This is a genomic window from Saccharothrix sp. NBAS 001 (genome assembly GCF_056640475.1).
The window spans coordinates 269612-292057 of sequence record NZ_CM153251.1 but is presented as its reverse complement, the minus strand read 5'-3'; the positions used below and the strand labels follow the sequence as shown (position 1 = coordinate 292057).

Below are 22446 nucleotides of genomic sequence, written 5' to 3'. Positions count from 1 at the left end.
CAAGCGGGGGTCGGGGAAGCAGGGGCACCTTACCTCAACATAAGGGAAGCCTAACCTTATGAATCGGGTAACGGTTCGGCATCACGGGCAGAGATCGCCCGCCGTGGCCACCACGGTCGCCTCGGTGGGCCCGTAGGTGTTGATCAACCGGACTCCGGTCGCCCGCCACTGCGCGACCCTCGTGGCCAGCGCGGCTTCACCGCCGATGACCACCGCGCGCACCGATTCCGGCAGCTTCTCCCCACCGGCCACGGCGTGCGCCACCTCGTGCCAGAACGCGGTCGGAAGATCCAGGAACGTGACGCGGGATTCATCACAGGCGCGCAGGAATCCGCCGATCGACGCCGTCATCTCGTCGCTCCTCAACACCAGAGCCGCACCCGCGCACAACGTGCCGAACACCTCTTCCACGCTGGCGTCGAAGTGCAGCGCGGCGAACTGGAGAACGCGGTCGTCCGCCGTGATCCCGTACCGCGCGACCGCCGCCCGGACGAACCCGGCCAACGCCTCCCTGGTCACCAGGACGCCGTTGGGCCGTCCGGTCGAGCCCGAGGTGTGGACGACGTACGCGAGGTTGCCCGGTTTCGCCTGCCCCGGCAGGGCCTGCGCCCGTCCACTGAGGACCTCCGTCACCCGGATCGGCGGGTTCGACGCCTCCAGCACCGCCCTGGTCCGCTCCTCGGGGGCGTCGGGGTCCAGCGGCACGTACGCCGCGCCCGCGAACAGCACGCCGAGCAGGGTGGCGATCGTTTCCGGGCGGCGTCGCAACTTCAGCGACACCAGCACGTCCGGGCCCGCGCCGCGATCGCGGAGTTCGGCGGCCAGCCGATCCGCCTCGGCGACCAGTTCGGCGTAGGTCAAGCGGGTGGCACCCTGCTCCACGGCCGGCGCGTCGGGACGTTCGGCGGCCCGGCGGCGGATCAGGTCCACCACGTCCGGTGCCGGCGGCAGCGGTTCCCGGCGCGCGATCACCCGGTCCGCCAACGGGATTCGGCCGATCGGCCGATCGGGGTCGCGCACCCCCTCGTCCAGCAGGCGCAACAGGCGGTCGCGGTGCCGGGCCAGGTCGCGGTCGTCGTAGAGCGCGGGGTTGCCGTCCAGTTCCACGCTGAGCCCGGAGCCGTCGGAGAAGTCCCGCACACCGATCGCCAGGTCCTCGACCGGACCGGCGGCCAGGTTGCGCATCCGACCCCGGAACCCGTCGAACCTCAGGTCGTTGTCGAACGGCATCACGTTGACGACGGGCCCGAACAGCTTCCGGTTGCCGCCGACCAGCGACAGGTCCCGGCGGATCTGCTCGTGCCGGTACCGCTGGTGCGGTCGGGTCCGCCGGACCTGCGCGGCGACCTCCCGGGCCAGCGACGCCAAGGTGTCGCCCGAGGTCACCGGGACCCGCAACGGCACGATGTTCATCACGACCGAAGGCACCCTCAGCAGCGGTGTGCCGAGCCGGCCCATCACCGGCAGCCCCAGCACCACCTCGTCCGCGCCGGTCGCGCGGTGCAGGTAGCCGGCCACGGCGGCGGTCACCACGTCCGGCCAGCCGACGCCCTCCCGCAGCGCCACCGCCCGCAACCGGTCGGCGGGCACCTGGGCGGTCGCCCGCACGGTGTGGTCCCCGATGCCCGCCAACCGGTCCACCAGACCGGGCGGCTCGGGCAGGTCGGCCAGGTAGTCCCGCCAGAACCCGCCGTCCGCCGAACGCCGCTCGGAGTCCACATAGGACGCTTCCGCCTCCAGCACCTTCGCGAACCGGCCGAACGCCGTACCACCGCCGTCGGTGTACAGGTCGGCGACCCGGCGGGCGAGCAACGAGAACGCGTAGCCGTCCACCGCGATGTGGTGCACGCGCTGGTGCCAGATCCACCGGTCGTCGGCCAGCTTCACCAGTGCCTGCGCGAACAGCGGCCCCTCGGCCAGGTCGACCGGGGTCCGCACGTCCGCGCGCATCCACGCCTGCGCCGCCGCGAGCGGGTCGGCCTCGGCGGAGAAGTCCAGCACCGGGAACGGCCAGTCGCGCGGCTCGTGCCGCTGCCGGGGCTCCTCGCCCTCCAGCGCGAACCGGGCGTGCAGGGACTCCGCCTCGGCGACCGCCGCGCGCACCGCCCGTTCCAGCCGAGCGGGCTCGACGGGGCCTTCCACCAGCACGTAGTCGGCGGTGTTGTAGACCGGGTTGGCCGGGTCGAGCTGCTGGCCGAACCAGATCGAGGTCTGCGCCTCGGACAGCGGCAGGGTGGCGGTCATGACGGGAACTCCTGGTCCAGGACGGGGCCGATCACCGCGAGGGCGTCGGGGTCGGTCATCTCGTCGTGCAGCGCGTCCACCTCGACCACCCGCACCCGCCCGGCGACGTGCGGGTGCCAGCGCTGCGGGGTGAAGGCGGGCTCCGGCTCCTCGCGGGCGGCGGTGAACAGCAGCAGGTCGCCGTCGAACACGTCCGGCTTCGCCCCCGCGACCTGGTCGGCGGACGCGAGCAGGTTGTCCACCACGGCGAGCAGGGCGTCCCGGTCCAGGCCGAGCGCGCCGTGCGCCAGCACCTCGTCCACCACCTTGTCCCGGTCGTCCACATCGGACAGTTCGAGACCGGCCATGGCCAGCAGGAACCGGTGCGCGTCGGCCACGTCGGTGCGCTCGGGCCCGCCGGGCGGGTAGGCGTCGAGCATGGCCAGCAACGCGACCCGCTCGCCCCGGTCGCGCAGCAGGCCCGCCATCCGGTGCGCGACCAGGCCGCCGAGCGAGAAGCCCAGCAGGTGGTACGGGCCCTGCGGCTGGACCTCGCGGATCAGCGCCAGGTAGTCCTCCGCCATCTCCTCGACGGTCGGCGGGCGCATCCCCGGCGTGCTCAACGTCCTGGCCTGCAAGGCGTAGACCGGGCGGTCCGGCAGGTGCCGGGCCAGGCCCGCGAACGACCAGCCCAGACCGGCCGCCGGCGGCAGGCAGAACAGCGGCGCGCCACTGCCCCGCTCCCGCAGCGGCAGCAGCGGCCGGGTGCCCGACGAGCCGTCGCCCAGGTTCGCCGCCAGCGCCGCCGGCGTCGGGTTCGCGATCAGGTCGGGGATGCCGATCGTGCGGCCCAGCGCCGTGCCGAGCACCGCCTGCAACCGCACCACGAGCAGCGAGTGCCCGCCCAGCGCGAAAAAGTCGTCGTGCAGGCCGATTTCCGGCAGGCCCAGGACTTCGGCGTACGCGCCGCACAGCAGGCGTTCGACCGGGGTGCGCGGGCGTGCGCCCGGGTGCCCGGCGAACTCCGGCGCGGGCAGCGCCTTGCGGTCGAGCTTCGCGTTGGGGGTCAACGGGAAGCTGTCCAGCACCACGACCGCCGCCGGCACCAGGTGCTCGGGCAGGACGGCCGCCAGCTCGGCGCGCAGGTCGTCGGGCGCGCGGTCGGTCGTGGCGTAGCCGACCAGTTGCTTGACGCCCGGCCGGTCCTCCCGCAGCACCACCGCGGCCTGGCGCACGCCGTCCAGTGCGGCGAGCACGTTCTCCACCTCGCCCGGCTCGACCCGGAACCCGCGCAGCTGCACCTGGTCGTCGGTGCGGCCGTGGAAGTCCAGGTCACCGGTGCCGCGCCAGCTCACCAGGTCACCCGTGCGGTACAGCCGGGAACCGGCCGGGCCGAACGGGTCCGCGACGAACCGCAGCGCGGTCAGCCCCGGCTTGCCGTGGTAGCCGCGGGCCAGACCGGGACCGCCCAGGTACAGCTCCCCCGGCACGCCGACCGGCACCGGCCGCAGCGCCGCGTCCAGCACGTACGCGCGAGTGCCCGGGTCGGGAACGCCGATCGGCACCTTGCGGGCGTCCCAGTTCTCGTGGTGCGCCCACAGCGTGGAGTTCACGGTCGCCTCGGTCGGGCCGTACGCGTCGTTGAACCGGACCACGCCGCCCCAGCGGTGCACCAGCTCCGGCGTCACCGCCTCCGTGCCGCACAACAGGGTCGCGCCGTGCGGCAGGGTGCACTCCTCGGGCAGTGCGCCCAGCACCGCCGGCGGGAGCGCCAGGTGCGTGACCTGGTGCTCGGCGACGTACTCGGTCAGTTCGCGCGACGCGACGCGGCGGTGCGCGGGCACGACGACCGCCGTGCCGCCGGCCAACACCGCCATGGCGAGTTCGAAGAACGCCAGGTCGAAGCTGATGGACGCGAACAGCAGGACGCGGGATTCCGCCGTCACGCCCAGGGACCGGGTCGCTGTGGCGACCAGCGCCGGAACGCCCTCGTGCGTCACCACGACGCCCTTGGGCAGGCCCGTCGAGCCCGACGTGTAGATCACGTACGCCGGGTGCTCCGGCCTGAGCCCGTGATCGGGTTCCTCGGCCGGTGCGGCGTCCCACTGCTCCCGGAAGGCCGGATCGTCCAGGAGCAGGCCGTCCCCCGTCGGGTTGGTGTCCGTTGTGGACAGTACCGCGATCGGCCCGGAGTCTTGGAGCAGGTGCGCGATCCGCGCCCGCGGGTAGGACGGGTCCACCGGCAGGTAGGCCGCGCCGGAACGCAGCACCCCCAGCACCGCGACCACCATCTCCGCCGTGCGCGGCAACGCCAAGGCGATCGTCGTCTCCGGGCGTGCGCCGCGCGCGGCCAGCAGGTGGGCGAGTTTGGCGGAACGTTCGTCCAGCTCCCGGTAGGTGAGGCGGACGTCCTCGCACACCACGGCGATCGCGTCCGGGTTCCGGCGGGCGTGCTCGGCGAACATCTCCGGCACCGTGCGGACCGGGTCGTCGATCGCCGTGTCGTTGAAGGCTTCCACGACCTGGCGCCGTTCGGCGGCGGTGATCAGGTCGAGCGTGCCGACGCGGGCGTCCGGGCGGGCGACGACCTGTTCGACCACCGACCGCAGCCGGGCGGCGAGAGCTTCCACCTCGGCAGCGCCGAACACGTCCGGCCGGTAGCCCAGTTGCAGCACGAGGTTCGCGCCGGGCAGGACCGACAGGCTGAGCGGGTAGTGCGTGGCGTCCTGGTCGACCGCGCCGGTCACCCGCACGCCGTCGAACGACTCCACCGCCGACTCCGGGTCGTACGGGTAGTTCTCGTACACGGCCAACGTGTCGAACAGCTCGCCGATCTCGGCCAGGCCGACGTGCTGGTGGTCCAGCAGAGCGGCCTGCTCGTCCTGGATCCGGGCGGCGAGCGCGGTCACCGTCTCGTCGAGGTCCAGCCGCACCCGCACCGGGACCGTGTTGATGAACAGGCCCACCATGTCCTCGACGCCGGGAACCTGCGGCGGGCGGCCGGAGACGGTCGTGCCGAACACGACGTCCGTGCGGCCGGTGAGACCGCCGAGCACCAGCGCCCACACCACCTGCACCACGGTGTTGGACGTGACGCCCGTGCCGCGCGCCCAGGCTTCGAGCCGGCCGGTGAGGTCGGCGGACAGCTCCACCTGCACCTGGTCCGGACGCATCGGCTCGCGATCGCCGGGCGGGGCGACCAGTGTCGGACCGTCCACATCGGACAAAGCCTTGCGCCAAGCGTCGAGTGCCGCGCCGTGGTCCTGCGCGGTGAGCCAGCGGAGGTACTCGCGGAACGGGGTGCGGCGCACAGGAGGTTCGCCCGCGTACCGGCGGAACAACTCCTGCACGAACAGCGGCGTCGACCAGCCGTCCAGCAGGAGGTGGTGGTTGGTGATCAGCAGCCGGTGGCCACCGTCCGTGCGCTGCAACGTGATCCGCAGCAGCGGCGGCGCGGTGAGGTCGAAGCGGGCCTTGTCCTCCTCGGCGGCGTCCGGCGAGTCGGTGACCCGCCACCAGCCGTCGACGTGCTTGGGCACCACGGCGACGACCCGGCCGCCCGGCGCGGTGTGGAACGCGGCGCGCAGGTTGGGGTTGTCGCGGAGGAGTCCCGCTGCGGCCTGCCGGAGGCGTTCCGCGTCGAGCGGTCCGGTCAGGTCCAGCGCGAGCTGCACGGTGTAGACGTCGGGGCCGTCGTCGTCCAGCAGTGCGTGGAAGTACAGGCCTTCCTGCAACGGCGTGGCGGGCCAGATGTCCTCGACGTCGTGCGCGAGCGCATCCACGTCCCGCTGGGTCAGCGCGACCAACGGGAAGTCCGACGGGGTGTGGCCGGACTCGTTGCTGCGGGCCAGCTCCGCGACGTGCCGCACCCACCGTTCGGCCAGCGCGCGGACCTCGGCCTCGGTGAGCACCCCCGAGGGCCACGACCACGTCGCGACCAGCTCGCCCGCCACGTCCTCGACGTTGATCTCCAACGCGTGCGTGGCGGGCATGTCGGCGTCCGCGCCGCCCGCCGGCCCGATGTTCTCCGGCGCGGCCGTCCACTCGCCGTCCGGCGACGCCGTGGCGCGCCCGAGGTAGTTGAACGCGATCTGCGGACCGGGCCGCTCCGGCAGCCGGTCGCGCAGCAGGCCGAAACCGATGGTGGACGGCGTGGCGCGCAACTGCTCCTTGACCGCCTTCAACGGCGTCCGGGTGCCCGGTTCGAGCCGCACGGGGTGGATGGAGGTGAACCAACCGACCGTGCGGGAGGTGTCGACACCCGGCGCGATGTCCGCGCGGCCGTGGCCTTCCAGGTCGACCAGCACCGCTCCGCCGTCCTCGCGCACGGCCAGTGCCAGCGCGGTGAGCAGCACGTCGTCGATCCGGGCGTGGCACGCCTTGGCGACCTCGGTGGGCGGCGCGCCGGCCGTGATCCGCAGGTGCGCCATGGTCTCGGTGGTGTCCCGGGCCGGGTCCAGCGGACGTGCGCCGATCAGCGGTTCGTCGGCGGCCAGGACCCGCTGCCAGTGCGGGACCTCCGCGCTCAGGTCGAGGCCGGTCAGGGTGCGCGCCCAGCGGCGGAACGACGTGCCGGTGGCGGGCAGGGTCTCGTTGCGGCAGGCCGCCGCCAGGTCCGGCACCAGGATCCGCCACGACACCTCGTCCACGACCAGGTGGTGGATCACCAGCAGCAACCGGCCCGGCGCCGCGACGGCCCGGACCATCGTGCGTGCCGGGTCGAGTTCCTGTTGCGCCCGCTGGGCTTCGGCCGCCCAGTCGACCTCGCCGTGCAGCCAGCGCAGGTCGGTGCCGCCGGTCGGCTCGACGGTGAGCGTGCGGCCGACCAGCCGGGCCCGCAGCATGTCGTGCGTGCGCACCACGGTGTCCAGCGCCGCGCGCAGCCGCGACTCGGCGAGGTCGGGGGTGCGCAGCAGGACGGCCTGGCTGAAACCCTTGACGCCGGCCGGGAGGTCGAGCAGCCAGCGCACGATCGGCGTCGTCGGCACCTCGCCCCAGGCTTCCTCCGGTCGTTCCGCGGTGGTCGCGGTGCCCGCGACGGCGGCCAGCGCGGCGGGCGTGCGCAGGTCGAACACCTGACGCGGGGTGATGACGACCCCGGCCGCGCGAGCGCGGCTGACCAGTTGGATGGAGACGATGCTGTCGCCGCCCAGGTCGAAGAACCCGTCGTCCACGCCGATCCGCCGCCCGCCGAGGAGGTCGGCGAACAGGCCGCACAGCACTTCCTCCGCCGGAGTCGAGGGCGCGCGGTACGAGCCGCTGCGGAGTTCGGGCTCCGGCAGCGCGGCCCGGTCGACCTTTCCGTTGGGCAGCAACGGGAGTTCGTCCAGCACGACCACGAACGGCACCATGTGCTCGGGCAGTGCGCGGGTTGCGTGCTCACGGAGTTCGACGGCGGTGGCGTCGCCCTCGACGTACCCGACGAGTCGGTGGTCACGGACGACGACGACGGCGTTGCGCACCTTGGCGTGCGTGGTCAGGACGGCCGCGACCTCCCCCGGCTCGATCCGGTAGCCGCGCACCTTGACCTGGTCGTCGGCACGACCGAGCAGTTCGACGCCGTGCTCCGTCCAGCGGGCCAGGTCACCCGTGCGGTAGGCGCGGGAACCCGGGACTCCCAGGGGATCGGCGACGAATCGTGCGGCGGTGAGCGCGGGTTGGCCGAGGTAGCCCCGGGCGAGGCCCGGTCCGGCCAGGTACAGCTCGCCGACGACACCCGGCGGGACCGGGCGCAGCGCGGCGTCCAGGACGTAGAGCGAGGTGCCGGCGACCGGGGTGACGGTCTGGTCGGTGTGCCGGACGTACGCGTCGACCGTGTACTCAGTCGGGCCGTAGCAGTCGTAGACCTCGGTCCGAGCCGCGCCCAGCCTGCGCCACAACGATTCCGGCACCGCTTCGCCGCCGACGCAGAGCACCGCGGGCGGGTGGTCGAACAGCCCGCGCTCGGCCAGTTGCGCCAGGTAGGTCGGGGTGAAGTCGAGGTGGTCGAGCCCGCGTTCCCGGACCAGGCCCAGGACGAGTTCGGGGTCGCGGTAGGTGTCGGCGTCGAGCAGGTGGAGTTCGTTGCCCGCCAACATCCACAGGATCGGGTCCCAGGACGCGTCGAACGAGAACGACGCGGTGTGCGTGACCTTGATCCGCCGGTCGCCGAACAGCGTCGCCTTGTGCGAGGCGAACAGGTTCGCCAGGGCCGAATGCGGGACCATGACGCCCTTGGGGGTTCCGGTGGAGCCGGAGGTGTAGATCGCGTACGCGGCGCTGTCCGCGCGAACCGCCACCGCTGCCCCGGTCTCGGGGAGTTCCGGCAGTTCGTCCAGGCGCAGCACCGGTTTCGCGTCGGCCAACACGTGCGCGATCCGCTCGGCCGGGTAGTCCGGGTCGATCGGGAGCACCGCCGCGCCGGACTTGAGCACGCCGAAGACCGCCACCACGGCGTCGGCCGTGCGGGGCAGCGCGAGGGCGACGAACCGTTCCGGCGCGGCCCCGTTGGCGATCAGCCACGCGGCGAGCCGGTCGGATTCGGCGTCCAGACCGGCGAAGGTCAACGTCCGGTCCGCCACCACCGCGACGGCGTCCGGGGTGGCCTTCGCCTGGGCGCGAAGGACGTCGGTGACGGGTTCGACCGGCCGGTCCGGGGCCGTCAGCCGGTCGATCTCGCCGGGCAGCAGGGACTTCGTGCGGGACGGTCGGCGGTCCGGGTCGGTGATGACGGCGTCCAGCAGCGCCGCCAGTCGGTCGCCGATGCGGCCGACCTCGGAGGCGTCGCGCAGGTCGGGGCGGTACTCCAGCAGGAGCCGCAGCCGCACGCCCGGCAGCACGGACAGGGCCAGCGGGTAGTGCGTGGTGTCCCGGCCGCCGACGCCGGCGATCGTGACGCCGCCGACCTGGTGCGCGGCGGTTTCCGGGTCGAACGGGTAGTTCTCGAACACCACCAGCGTGTCGAGCAGGGGGCCGACGCCGCGTTGGAGGTCCGCCAGCGCCACGTGGTGGTGCTCGCCCAGCGCCGCCTGCTCGCGCTGGACCCGCGTGACCAGCGCGCGGAACGTCTCGTCGCGGTCCTGCCGCACCCGCACCGGGACGGTGTTGATGAACAGGCCGATCATCGCGTCCACGTCCGGGATCTCGGCGGGCCGGCCGGACACCGTCGCACCGAACACCACGTCGTCCCGGCCGGTCAGGTGGCCGAGCAGGAGCGACCAGGCGACCTGCACGACCGTGTTGACCGTGACGTCCGACTCCTGCGCCAGCCGTGCCAGCCGCCGCGTCTGCTCCTCGGTCAGCTCGACCGCGACCTCTCGCGGGTCGACCACGTCCCGTGACGCGCCGGGGCTGACCAACGTCGGTTCGACGCCCGCCAAGGCTTCGCGCCACACGTCGAGCGAGCTGCCCGACCGCTCCCCCAGCCATTCCAGGTAGCGGCGGAACGGCGGCACGACGGCCGGCTGCTCGCCCGCGTAGTGCGCGAACAGCTCCTGGACGAGCAGCGGCGTGGACCAGCCGTCCAGCAACAGGTGGTGGCTGCTCAACACGAACCGGAACCGGTCGTCGCCCAGGTGCAGCAACGCGCACCGCAGCAGTGGCGGCGAATCGAGGTCGAACCGCGCGCGCTGGTCTTCCACGAGGAACTCGTCCGGATCGACGCCGTGCAGCTCGACCCACGGCACCTCGACCGCCTCGGGCACGTACGCGAACCCGCCCCGCACGCCGACCCGCAGGTTGTCGTGCCGTGCGACCGTGGCGTCCACGGCGGCGCGGAGCGCCACGGTGTCCAGGTCGCCGTGCAGGTCGAGGGTGAGCTGGGTCAGGTACAGGTCCGGGCCGTCGTCGTCCAGCAGCGCGTGGAACGCCATGCCCTGCTGCAACGGGGTGAGCGGCCAGACGTCGGCGACGCCGTGCGGCAGACCGTCCACTTCGGACTGTGAGACGGCCGCCAACGGGAAGTCGGACGGGGTGCGCCCGGCCTCCCGGACGTCGGCGAGTTCGGCGAGGGCGGCGGTCCAGCGCCCGGCGAGGTCGTCCACCTCGACCTCGGTCAGCACACCGTCCTGCCACGACCACACCGCCGTCAGCGTGTCCTCGGTCGCGTCCACGTTGACTTCCAACGGGTACGCGGCCGGGAGGGCGTCCGCGCCGCCCCGCAGCAGGTCCGGTTCGGGCGACCACGCCCCGCCGGGCTCGCCGGTCGTGCGGCCGAGGTAGTTGAAGCAGATCCGGCCGCCGGCGACCGTGCCGAGCAGGCCGAAGCCCAGGCCGTGGTCGGGTGCGGCGCGCAGCTGCTCCTTGACCCGCTTCAACGCCGTGACGACGTCGCCGCGCCCGTCCAGCAGCACCGGGTACAGGCAGGTGAACCAGCCGACCGCGCGGGACAGGTCGAGGTCGCCGTCCCGGCCGTGGCCCTCGACGTCCACCAGGATCTCGTCGGCCTCGCCGTAACCGTGGTCGCGCCGCCACCCCGGCACCACCCTGGCCAGCGCGGTGAGCAGCACGTCCTGCACGTTGCCGCGAACCGCCGCCGGGACGGTGGTCAGCAGCGACTCGGCCGGGACGGTCACCGCGAGCCGCCTGGTCGTGGCGGCGGTGTCGTGCTCGGTCAGCGGGCGGGAGCCGAGCACGGGTTCGGTGCGCGCCAACGCGTTCCAGTAGTCGGCGTGCGGGTCGCGGTCGGCGAGCGACCGGGCCCACGTCCGGTAGGAGACGGGCACCGGGTCGAGCGCACGGCCCGCGCACGCGGCTTCGAGGTCGCCGAGGATGATCCGCCACGACACCGCGTCGACCACCAGGTGGTGCGCCACCAGGAGGAGCCGCTCACCGAGCCGCACGGCGCGGAACACCACGCCGCCGACCGGGTCGAGTTCGTCCTGCGCGGCACGCAGTTCCGCCGCGACGTCACCGTTCCCGACGCGGAGCCCGACCTCCGGCGACGCCGGGACGTCCAGCCGCCACGGGTCGCCGAGCACCAGCCGCGCACCCAGCACGGGGTGCCGGCCGACCAGGGCGCGCAGGCCGGCGGCCAGCTCGTCGTCGGTGAGCGCGGCGGGCAGGCGGACCAGGACTTCCTGGCTGTACGCGGACATCCGGTCCGGCCGGTCGCCGACCAGGCGCGCCAGCCAGCGGGCGATGGGCGGCGCGGGCAGCTCGCCGTGCGCGGCCTCGACCGGCTCGGCGGTGGCCGCGACGACCGGCACCAGCAGGGCGGCGATGCGCGCCGGGGTGCGCTCGGCGAACACCTGTCGCGCGGTCACCGCGTAGCCGGCCGCGCGGATCCGGCTGACCAGCTGGATGGAGACGATGCTGTCGCCGCCGAGTTCGAAGAACCCGTCGTCCACGCCGGCCGTGACGCCGAGCAGGTCCGCAAACGCTTGGCACACCACGCGTTCGGTCTCGGTGCGCGGCCTGACGACGGTCCGCTCCACCGTTGTCGGCTCGGGCAGCGCGGCCCGGTCGAGCTTGCCGTTGGGGGTCGACGGGAGTTCGTCCAGCGCCACGATCACCGCCGGCACGAGGTGCGCGGGCAGCCTCGCGGCCAGCACGTCGCGCAGGCCGTCCGCCGGGGTGCCGACGACGTAGCCGATCAGCCGGCGGTCCCGGACCACCGCCGCGGCGGCCGTGACACCGTCGAGGACGGCCAGCGCGGCTTCGACCTCGCCGAGTTCGATCCGGTGGCCGCGCACCTTGACCTGATCGTCGGAGCGGCCCTGGAACCGCAGTTCCCCGTTGGCGGACACCGTCGCCAGGTCGCCCGTGCGGTACATCAGCGTGCCGGGTGCGCCGTGCGGGTCGGCCACGAACCGCTGGGCGGTGAGTCCCGGGTTACCCAGGTAGCCCCGCGCCAGGCCGGGTCCGGCCAGGTACAGCTCGCCCGTGACGCCTGGCGCGACCGGCCGGAGCGCGGCGTCCAGCACACGGGTCGTGGTGCCGGCGACCGGGCTCTCGCTGTCACGGTGCCGCAGGTACGCGTCGACGGTGTACTCCGTCGGCCCGTACAGGTCGACCGCACGCACCTCGGACAGCTTGTCCCACAACGATTCCGACACAGCTTCGCCACCGACGCAGACCACGCCGGGCCGGTGCGCACCGGTCAGCAGGCCGCGATCCACCAGCTGGGCCAGGAAGGTCGGGGTGAAGTCCACGACGTCGATCCGCTCGTGGCGCACCAGTTCGACGAACGCATCGGGGTCGCGGTACACGTCCTCGGCGACGACGTGCAGTTCGTGCCCGGCGACCATCCACAGGATCGGGTCCCACGCGGCGTCGAACGACAGGGACGCGGTGTGCGCGACCCGGCGGCGTTCCTCGCCGAACAGATCCCTCCGGTGCCCTGCGAGGAGGTTGGCCAGCGCCCGGTGCGGCACGACGACGCCCTTGGGCCGGCCGGTCGAACCGGAGGTGTAGATCACGTACGCCGCGTCCGAGGGCGAAGGCCACGGCAGGCCCCTCGTGCCCACGGCGTCGGGGAGTTCGTGCAGCACGACGACCGGCCGGGCGTCGTCGGTCATGAGCGCGAGCCGTTCGGCCGGGTACTGCGGGTCGAGCGGCAACGCGGTCGCGCCGGCCCGGAGCACGGCGAGCAGGGCGACGACCGCGTCCGCGCCACGCGGCAACGCCAGTCCCACGACCTGTTCCCGCTGCACGCCCTGGTCGGCGAGCCAGGACGCGACGCGGTCCACGTCCCGGGCCAGCTCGGCGAACGTCCGAGAGCCGCCGTCGTCGGTCAGCGCGACCGCGTCCGGGGTCGAGGTGACCTGACGCGCCAGGGCTTCCGGGATCGACGGCCCGTCGGCCGGGACGCCGAGCGGCGCCGGGGCGGGCGGGGCGAGCGGGAGCCGACCCACCAGCTGGTCGGGACGCTCGGCGAGCGCCGTCAGCACCGCGAGGAGGGCGCCCAGCACGGGTTCGGCGTCGATCACGTCGGGCCGGTGCTCGACGTCCACCCGCAAGGTCTCGGCGGGCGTCACCGTCAGGCCCAGCGGGAACGGCGTCGCGTCGCGCCCGGTGACCGCCGAGACCTTCAAGCCCGGCACGGGTTCGGCGGCCTTGTCCGCGTCGAACGGGTAGTTCTCGAACACGGCCAGCGTGTCGAACAGCTCGCCGTGGTCGCGCTGGAGGTCGGCCAGGCTGACGTGCTGGTGGTCCAGCAGCGCCGTCTGCTCGTCCTGGACCCGGGACAGCAGCGCGGCCAGCGATTCGGCCGGGTTCAGCCGGACCCGCACCGGGACCGTGTTGATGAACAGGCCCACGACGTTCTCGATGCCGGGCACCTGCGGCGGGCGGCCGGAGACGGTCGTGCCGAACACCACGTCCGGCGACCCGGTCAACCCGCTGAGCACCAACGACCACGCGGTCTGCACCAGCGTGTTCAGCGTGACCCCGCACGCCTTCGCCCGGTTGGCCAACGCGGTGCCGAGCGAGGCGTCGAGCGTGGTGCGCAACGTTTCCGGCAGGGCCGGGGCGCGGTTCGTCGACGGGCCGCCGACCAGCGTCGGCCGGACGTCCGCGAGGGCGAGCTGCCAGGCGCTCGCCGTGTCGGCGGCGTCTCGCGAACCCAGCCAACGCAGGTACTCGTGCGGTCCGGCGACCGGGCGCGGCTCGATTCCCCGGTACAGCGCGAACAGGTCGTCCAGCAGCAGTGGCGTGGACCAGCCGTCGAGGAGCACGTGGTGGTTGCTGATCAGCAGCCGGTGCTCGGCGGTTCCGGTGCGCGCCAGGGTGAAGCGGATCAGCGGCGGCGTGCCCAGCTCGAACCGGAGGGCGGCGTCCTCCTCGGTGATGCGGCGCAGGGCGGCGTCGACGTCGTGGTCTTGCACGTCGAGGAACCGCCAGCGCACGTCGACCTGCTCGTACACCCAGGCGTGCCGGGTGTCGGGGAACGCGGTGCGCAAGGTCGCGTGCCGGTCTAGGAGACCCTGTGCGGCGCGGTGCAACGCGTCGACGTCCAGCGGTCCGCGCAGGTCGAGGGCGAGCTGGGTCAGGTAGACATCCGGCCCGTCCTGGTCGAACGCGGCCTGGAACACCATGCCCTGCTGCAACGCGGTCAGCGGCCACACCTCGACGACCCCGGCGGGCAGACCGTCCACTTCGGACTGGTCGAGCGCGGCGAGCGGGAAGTCCGACGGCGTGCGGACCTCGGCCGGAATCTCGGCCAGGGCCGCCACCCAGGCGTCCGCCAGCGCACGGACCTCGTTCTCGTCCAGCACCCCGGCGGGCCACGCCCAGGTGGCGGTCACCACGCCGTCGTGCGCTGCGGCGTCGATCTCGATGGCGTGCACGGCGGGCATCCGCGGGTCGATCCCGTTGACCAGCAGCGAGTTCTCCGCCGCCACCGCGAAGTCGGCGTCCTGCGGTGCGGGCAGCCGGCCGAGGTAGTTGAACCCGACCTCCGGCTGCGGGAAGTCGGTGCGCCGCAGGTGCCGCAGGACACCGAAGCCGGCAACCGGGGGCAACGCGCGGACCTGCTCCCGGACCGCCTTCAACGCCTCGGTCGGGGTGCCGTCGCCGGGGGTGAGGCGCAGCGGGTGGACGGCGGTGAACCAGCCGACCGTGCGCGAGACGTCGAGGTCACCGTCACGGCCGTGCGCTTCCCGGTCCACGACCAGGCTTTCCACGCCCCGGACCCGGCGGAACGCCAGTGCCAGCGCGGTGAGCAGAGCGTCGTCGGCGTTCTTCGGCTCGGGCGCGGTGACGGTCAGCCGCCGCACGGTCGCTTCGGTGTCCACCGCCGGGTCGAGCGGGCGGCCCAACGGCAGGTCCGCGCCGTCCAGCACGGCCTCCCACGCCGGGAGGTCGGCCGCGTAATCGGCCTGCTCGCGTGCCCAGGTGCGGAACGCGACGCCCGTGCGCGGCAGGTCGACGCCCTGGTAGGCGTCGGCCAAGTCGGACAACAGGATCCGCCACGAGACGGCGTCCACGACGAGGTGGTGCACGGTGAGCAGCAGCCGCCCGAGGTCGGCGAACCAGACGGCCTGCACCATCACGCCCGCGTCGGGGTCGAGCCGGTCGCGCGCGGCGGCCGACTCCGTCGCGACGTCGGCGACGGCACGGCGGAACACGTCCGGCGCGGACTCCGGGACGTGCAGGGACCAGCTCTCGCCCCGCACCAGCCGGGCGCGCAGCAGGTCGTGCCTGGCCAGCAGGGCCTGAACCGCCTGTCGCAGGTGGGTTTCGTCGTCGGGCACCCGGACCAGCAACGCCTGGTGGTAGCCGGACACCGGTGCGTCGAGTTCGCCGAGCCACGCGGTCATCGGGGTGGCCGGGACGTCGCCCAGCGCGTCCGCCGCCGTGTCGTGGGCGTCCGGCTCGGCGAGCGGGGTGGCCACGGCGGCCAGTGCGCGCACGGTCTTGTGCGTGAACACGTCCCGCGCGGTGAGACCGAGCCCGGCCGCCCGCGCCCGGCTGACCAGCTGGATGGAGACGATGCTGTCGCCGCCGAGGTCGAAGAACCCGTCGGTCGGGCTCACCTCGTCCAGCCGCAGGACTTCCGCGACCAGCGCGCACAGCAGGCGTTCGGTGTCGTCGGCGGGTTCGGCGGAGCCCCTGGTGAAGGTGGGCGCGGGCAGCGCGGCCACGTCGAGCTTGTCGTTGGCGGTGCGCGGGAACGCGTCCAGCGGCACGACGGCGGCCGGGACCAGGTAGTCCGGCAGCACGTTCGCGGCGTGCGCACGCAGCGCACTTCCGTCCACTTCGGACGGTGTCACGTAGCCGATCAGGCGGCCGTCGCGGAGAATTACGGCAGCCTGATCGACGGCGGGGTGCGCGGCGAGGACGGCCTCGACCTCCCCCGGCTCGATCCGGAAGCCGCGCACCTTGACCTGGTCGTCCGCCCGACCCAGCACGGCCAGGCCGCGCGGCGTCCAGCGGGCCAGGTCGCCGGTCCGGTAGAGCCGGGACCCGGCCGGGCCGAACGGGTCGGCCACGAACCGCTCGGCGGTCGCGCCGGGCCTGCCGAGGTAGCCCCGCGCGAGCGACGCGCCGGCCAGGTACAGCTCCCCCGCGACGCCGGCGGGCACCGGCCGCAGGCGGGCGTCGAGCACCAGCGCGGCGCTGCCCGCCACCGGACGTCCGCCGTGCTCGTCCCACCAGTACGTGTCGACGGTGCACTCCGTGGGGCCGTACAGGTTCAGCGCCCGCACACCCGGTCGGAGCAGGTCGCGCCACAGACCGTCCGGCACCGCCTCGCCGCCGACCGCGACCACGCTCGGCACGTGCGGGCTGTCGAACAACCCTTCGTTGACCAGTTCGCGCAGGTACGACGGCGTGAAGTCGAGGTAGTCCAACCCCTTGCGGGCGACCCGCGCGAGCATCGCGGCCGGGTCGCGGTAGACCTCCCCCGGCACGACGTCGAGCAGGTGGCCGGCGAGCATCCAGAGCACCGGGTCCCAGGACGCGTCGAACGAGAACGACGCGGTGTGCGCGACGGTGAGCCTGCGGTCGGTGGTGACCAGGTCACGGCGGTGCGCGGCGAGCAGGGTGGCGATGTTGGCGTGCGTGACGACGACGCCCTTGGGCTTGCCGGTCGACCCCGAGGTGTAGAGCAGGTAGGCGGCCGATTCCGGGGCGAGGTCCCACTGCGGCTCGGTGCCCACGACGTTCGGCACCTCGTCCAGCACCAGCACCGGGTCGGCGTCGGCGAGCATGGCGTCCAGCCGGGCCTGCGGGTAGTCGCGGTCCAGGGTGAGCGCGACCGCACCGGCCGCGAGCACGCCGAGCAGCGCGACGACCGAGTCCACACCGCGCGGTACCGTGATCGCCACCACCCGCTCCGGGCCCGCGCCGCGATCGCGCAACCAGTGCGCCAGGCCGTGGACGCGGTCGCGCAACTCGCCGTAGGTCAACGTGACGTGATCGTCGGTGACGGCGGGGAGCAAGGCGGGCAGGTCCGCGAGCACGTCCGGCAGCAGTGGCCCGGCCAGGGATTCCGGCACGGCGACCTGTTCCCCGGGCAGCAGGACGTCCAGCTCACCCAGCGCGCGGTCGGGTTGGGCGCAAGCCTGGCGCAGCAGCGAGACCAGCCGTGCGGCCATAGAGTCCACAGTGGACTCCTCGAACAGGTCCGTGCGGTACTCCACGAAACCGGCCATGCCGGACGTGCCGGGCACCTCGTGCACGCTGAACGTGAGGTCGAACTTCGCGGTCTCCTGGGCGGCCTGCACGATCTGCACGCCCAGCCCGGTCAGCTCCGGTGGGCGCCGCTCGCCGATCTGGTGGCTCACCATCACCTGGAACAGCGGGTGGTGCGCGGCCGAGCGCTCCGGGTTGACCGCCTCCACCACCCGGTCGAACGGCAGGTCGGCGTGGTCGAACGCGGCCAGGTCGGTGTGCCGGACCCGGCCCAGCAGGGTGCGGAACGACGGGTCGCCGGCCAGGTCCACCCGCAGCACCAGGGTGTTCACGAAGAACCCCACCAACCGGTCCAGCGCGGGGTCCGGTCGCCCTTCGACCGGAGCACCCAACGGGATGTCCTCGCCCGCGCCCAGACGGGACAGCAGCGCCGCGACGGCGGCCTGCACGACCATGAACACACTGGTCCCGGTTGCACGTGCCAGCTCTCGCACGGCGTCGTGCAGTTCACCGTCGACCTGGAACCCGTGCAGCGCACCGGAGACACCGGCCACGGCGGGGTGTGGATGGTCGGTCGGCAACGTCAGCCGCGTCGGCAGACCGACCAGGTGCGTCGTCCAGTGCGCGAGCTGCGTCTCCTCGACCTGGGCCAGGAGTTCGTTGTGCCACAACGTGTAGTCGGCGTACTGCACCGGCAACGGCGGCCAGGTGGGCGCTTCGCCGCGCAGACGTGCCGAGTACGCGGCGGACAGGTCGTTCGCCAGCGGTTCGAGGGAAGCCTCGTCACCGGCCACGTGGTGCAGCAGGAGCAGGAGCCGGTGCTCTTGCGGACCGTCGACGGTCAGCGACGCGCGCAGCGGCGGTTCGTCGGCGAGGTCGAACACGTAGCCGGGGTCGGGCTCGCCGACGCGGTGCAGCACCGGCCGGTCGTCCCGCACGACCTGGCGTGGCCTGCCGTCCACCTCGGGGAACACCGTGCGCAGGGTCTCGTGGCGCTCGACCACGTCCGCCAGCGCCGCCTCCAACGCGGGCACGTCCAGCGGCCCGGTCAGGCGCAGCAGCAACGGCAGGTTGTAGCCCGCGTTGGGGCCGTCCATGCGGCCGAGGAACCAGAGCCTGCGTTGCGGCGCGGACAGCGGCAGTTCCCCGGGCCGTTCGGCGACCACCAGCGGCGGGCGAGCCGGGCCGTTGTCGTCCACCAGCAGCGCGAGCGCGGCCGGTGACGGCGCGGCGAACAGCGACCGCAGCGGCAGGTCCACGCCGAGTTCGGCGCGCACGCGGCCGACCAGGCGCGTCGCGAGCAGCGAGTGCCCGCCCAGCGCGAAGAAATCGTCGTCCGCGCCGACCGGGACGCCCAGGACGTCCTCGAACACCCGGCACAGCGCCGATTCGCGCGCGGTGGCGGGCGCACGGGACCCGACGCTCTCCACCACCGGCGCGGGCAGCGCCTTGCGGTCGAGCTTCCCGTTGGCGGACAACGGGAGTTCGTCCAGCACGACGAACGCCGATGGCAGCATGTAGTCCGGCAGCACGGCCAGCGCCGAGCGCCGCACTTCGGCCAGGTCCGGCGTGCCGGCGAGGTAGCCGACCAGTGCGGGCTCGCCACCCACGCCGTCGCGCAGCAGCACGGCGGCGGCACGCACGCCCGGCGCGGCGGACAGGGCCGCCTCCACCTCGCCCAGTTCGATCCGGAACCCGCGCAACTTCACCTGGTGGTCGACGCGTCCCAGGAATTCGACCACGCCGTCCGCCGTCCAGCGGGCCAGGTCGCCCGTGCGGTACATGCGGGAACCCGCCGGGCCGTGGGGGTCGGCGACGAAACGTTCCGAGGTCAGGCCGGGGCGGTTGAGGTAGCCCCGGGCCAACTGCACGCCGGTCAAGTACAGCTCGCCCGGGACGTTGGCCGCAACGGGACGCAGCAGCGGATCCAGCACCCGCACGCCCGTGTTCCACACCGGGCGGCCGATCGGCACCGACGCGCCGTCGGCGTTGGACACCTGCCACGACGTGACGTCCACCGACGCCTCGGTCGGGCCGTAGAGGTTGTGCAGCTCGACGTGCAGCAGCTCACGGCACCGCTTGGCCAGGTCGCCCGGCAGCGCCTCGCCGCTGCAGATCACCCGGAACAGGCTGGAGCACTCGGCAGCGGCGGGTTCTTCGAGGAACGCCCGCAGCATCGACGGTACGAAGTGGACGGTCGTGACGCGGTGCCGCCGGATCACCGAGGCGAGGTAGGCGGGATCGCGGTGGCCGTCCGGCCTGGCCACGACGAGGGTCGCGCCGACCAGCAACGGCCAGAAGAACTCCCACACCGACACGTCGAACGTCGCCGGGGTCTTCTGCAACACCCGCTCGTCGGGCGCCAACCGGTACCTGTCCTGCATCCACAGCAGGCGGTTCACGATCCCCCGGTGCGGCACCACGACGCCCTTGGGCTTGCCGGTGGAACCCGAGGTGAAGATCACGTAGGCGGCGTCGTCCGGCGATACCGCCGACAGCGGGCGCGGGTCGACCCGGGGCAGCGGGGAGTCCAGCCGCAGCACGGGGAATCCCGGGAAGTCCCGATCGGCGAGGACGACCACCGGTTCGGCGTCGGCCAGCACCCCGGCGATCCGGTCGGCCGGGTGGTCGACGTCCAGCGGGAGGTACGCCGCGCCCGCCCGCTGCACCGCGTGCAGTGCGACGACCAGCTGCGCGGACCGGGGCAGCGCGACCGCGACGATCCGGTTGCGTTGCGCGCCGAGGGAAGCCAGCACCTGGGCCAGCTCCTCCACGCGGCGGTCGAACTCGGCGTAGCTGATCTCCTGGTCGCCGATCAGCGCCACCGCGTCCGGCGTCCACGCCACCTGGCGGCGCAGCAGGTGCGGCAGGGTCGTCGGCGCGACAGGCCGGTCGGTCGCGTTCCACCGGTGCAGCACCTCGTCGCGCTCCCGGGCGGAGAGCAGGTCCACGTCCTCGATCGGCGTGGCCGGGTCGGCGACGACGGCGTCGAGCAGCCGGGCGAACCGCTCGCCGAGCGCGCGGGCCGTGCGCGAGTCGAACAGGTCGGAGCGGTACTCGACGCTGCCGGTCATCGCCGACCCGGTGTCCACCACGCCGAAGGTGAGGTCGAACTTCGCCGTGCCGACCCCGGTGACGTCCACAGTGGACTTCAGGCCGGGCAGGTCGAGCCGCTCGGCGAGCCCCGCCCGGTGCACCAGCAGCACCTGGAACAGCGGCGAGTGGGCCAGTGAACGCGGCGGGTTGAGGTCTTCGACGACCTGCTCGAACGGCACGTCGGCGTGGTCGAACGCGGCCAGGTCGACCTGCCGCACGGCCTCCAGGAGCTCCTCGAACGTCGTCAGGTCGGCGGTGTCGACGCGCAGCGCGAGGGTGTTGACGAAGAAGCCGACCAGCTGGTCCAGCGCACGATCACCCCGGCCGGCGACCGGCGTGCCGACGGTGATGTCGGTGCCCGCGCCGAGGCGGCGCAGCAGGGCGGTGAGGCAGGCGTGCAGCACCATGAACACGCTCGCGCCGGACCGCGCGGCCAGCGTCCGGACGGCGTGCGCGGTGCGCGGCGGGATGGTGAACGGGACGGTGTCGCCGGCCGTGCCCGCGACGGCGGGACGGGGCCGGTCGGTGGGCAGCTCCAGCACGTCCGGCGCGCCCGCGAGGGCCGTGCGCCAGTGGTCGAGCTGCGCGCCGGAGGCCAGCAGGTCGCGCTGCCACAGCGCGTAGTCGGCGTAGCGGACGGGCAGTTCGGGCCACGTGGGCCCGTCGCCGGCGAGGCGGCTCCGGTAGGCCGCGGCGAGGTCGCCCACCAGCGGGCCCATGGACCACTCGTCGGCCGCGATGTGGTGCAGCAGCAGGACGAGGACGGACCGGTCGCCGGCGCCTCGGATGACCGTGCAGCGGACCGGCGGCTCGGCGGTCAGGTCGAAGGTGCGGCGGATCTCCTGGCGCACCAGGGACTCCGGGTCGCCGGCGGTGACCACGGCGAGGTCCGGGCCGGTGTCGAGCACGCGCGCGTGCGGCGTGCCGTCCGGGCCTTCGGGGAAGACGGTGCGCAGCGACTCGTGGCGCGCGGACACGTCGGCCAGCGCGGCGCGCAGCGCGCGCACGTCCAGCGGGCCGGTCAGCCGCACGACCAGCGGCAGGTTGTAGGTGATGTCGGCGGGGTCGAGCCGGTGCAGGAACCACAGGCGCTGCTGGGCGAACGACAGCGGGAGGTGGTCGGGCAGGGTGCGGCGGGTCAGCGCGGGGCGGCCGAGTTCGGTGAGCGCGGCGGCCACGCCGGCGGGGGTGGGCTCGGCGAACAGGGCGCGCAGCGACAGGTCCCGGCCGAGTTCCGCGCGGATCGCGCCGATCAGCCGGGTGGCCAGCAGCGAGTGCCCGCCGAGGGCGAAGAAGTCGTCGTCGGCACCGAACCCGGGCAGCCCGAGCACACCCGCGAACAGCTCGCACAGCCGGGCTTCCAGCGGTGAGGCGGGTGCCCGGCCGGCGGTGTCGGCGGTCGGCACCGGGAGTGATCTTCGGTCGACCTTCCCGTTGGAGGTCAACGGGATGCGGTCCACCGGGACGATCGCCGAGGGGACCAGGTACTCGGGCAGCGCGCGGGACAGCGCGGCGCGCACCCCGGCCGCGTCCAGCGACGCCGGCACCACGTACCCGACCAGCCGCAGCGTTCCGCCGGCGTCCGGCAGGGGCAGCACGGCCGCGCCGTCGACGCCGGGCAGCGCGGTCAGCGCGGCGGTCACCTCGCGCGGCTCGACCCGGAAGCCTCGGATCTTGACCTGCTCGTCCGCGCGGCCCACGTACTCGAACTCGCCGTCCGGCCGTTCCCGCACCAGGTCACCGGTCCGGTACATGCGCGAACCCGCCGGTCCGTACAGGTCCGCGACGAACCGGGCGGCGGTCAGGCCCGGGTTGCCGAGGTACCCCCGCGCGAGGCCCTCGCCGGTCAGGTACAGCTCGCCGACCAGCCCTTCGGCGACCGGGTGGAGTCCGCCGTCCAGGACGTACGCCCCGGTGTTGGCGAGCGGCCGTCCGATGGACACGGCGAACGGGGGCGGTGCGGTGTCGGGCATGGCGGAATGCTCCAGAGGTCCACACGAACGGGGTAATACTTTAAGGTGAGGCTAACCTAATACACCGGTGCACCACCTCCCCCCGATCAGCCCTGTGACA

The 22446-nt window shown here is 73.7% G+C and carries 1 protein-coding gene and 1 pseudogene; both read right to left on the bottom strand.

Annotation, left to right across the window (positions count from 1 at the left end; all coding sequences use genetic code 11):
* Positions 1-81: 81 nt before the first annotated feature.
* Positions 82-2244 (bottom strand): condensation domain-containing protein, encoded by a 2163-nt coding sequence (locus tag AC0HI0_RS01310; RefSeq protein ID WP_480930369.1) that lies wholly within the window; start codon positions 2242-2244, stop codon positions 82-84.
* Positions 2241-22346, bottom strand: a pseudogene (locus AC0HI0_RS01305) (non-ribosomal peptide synthase/polyketide synthase); the annotation flags it as partial. The gene AC0HI0_RS01310 and the pseudogene AC0HI0_RS01305, both read right to left, overlap by 4 nt.
* Between the last annotated feature and the right edge of the window lie 100 nt (positions 22347-22446).

Excerpts from the sequence above, each read along its gene's own strand:
- AC0HI0_RS01310 (WP_480930369.1), bottom strand. The coding sequence starts at position 2,244 with ATGACCGCCACCCTGCCGCTGTCCGAGGCGCAGACCTCGATCTGGTTC.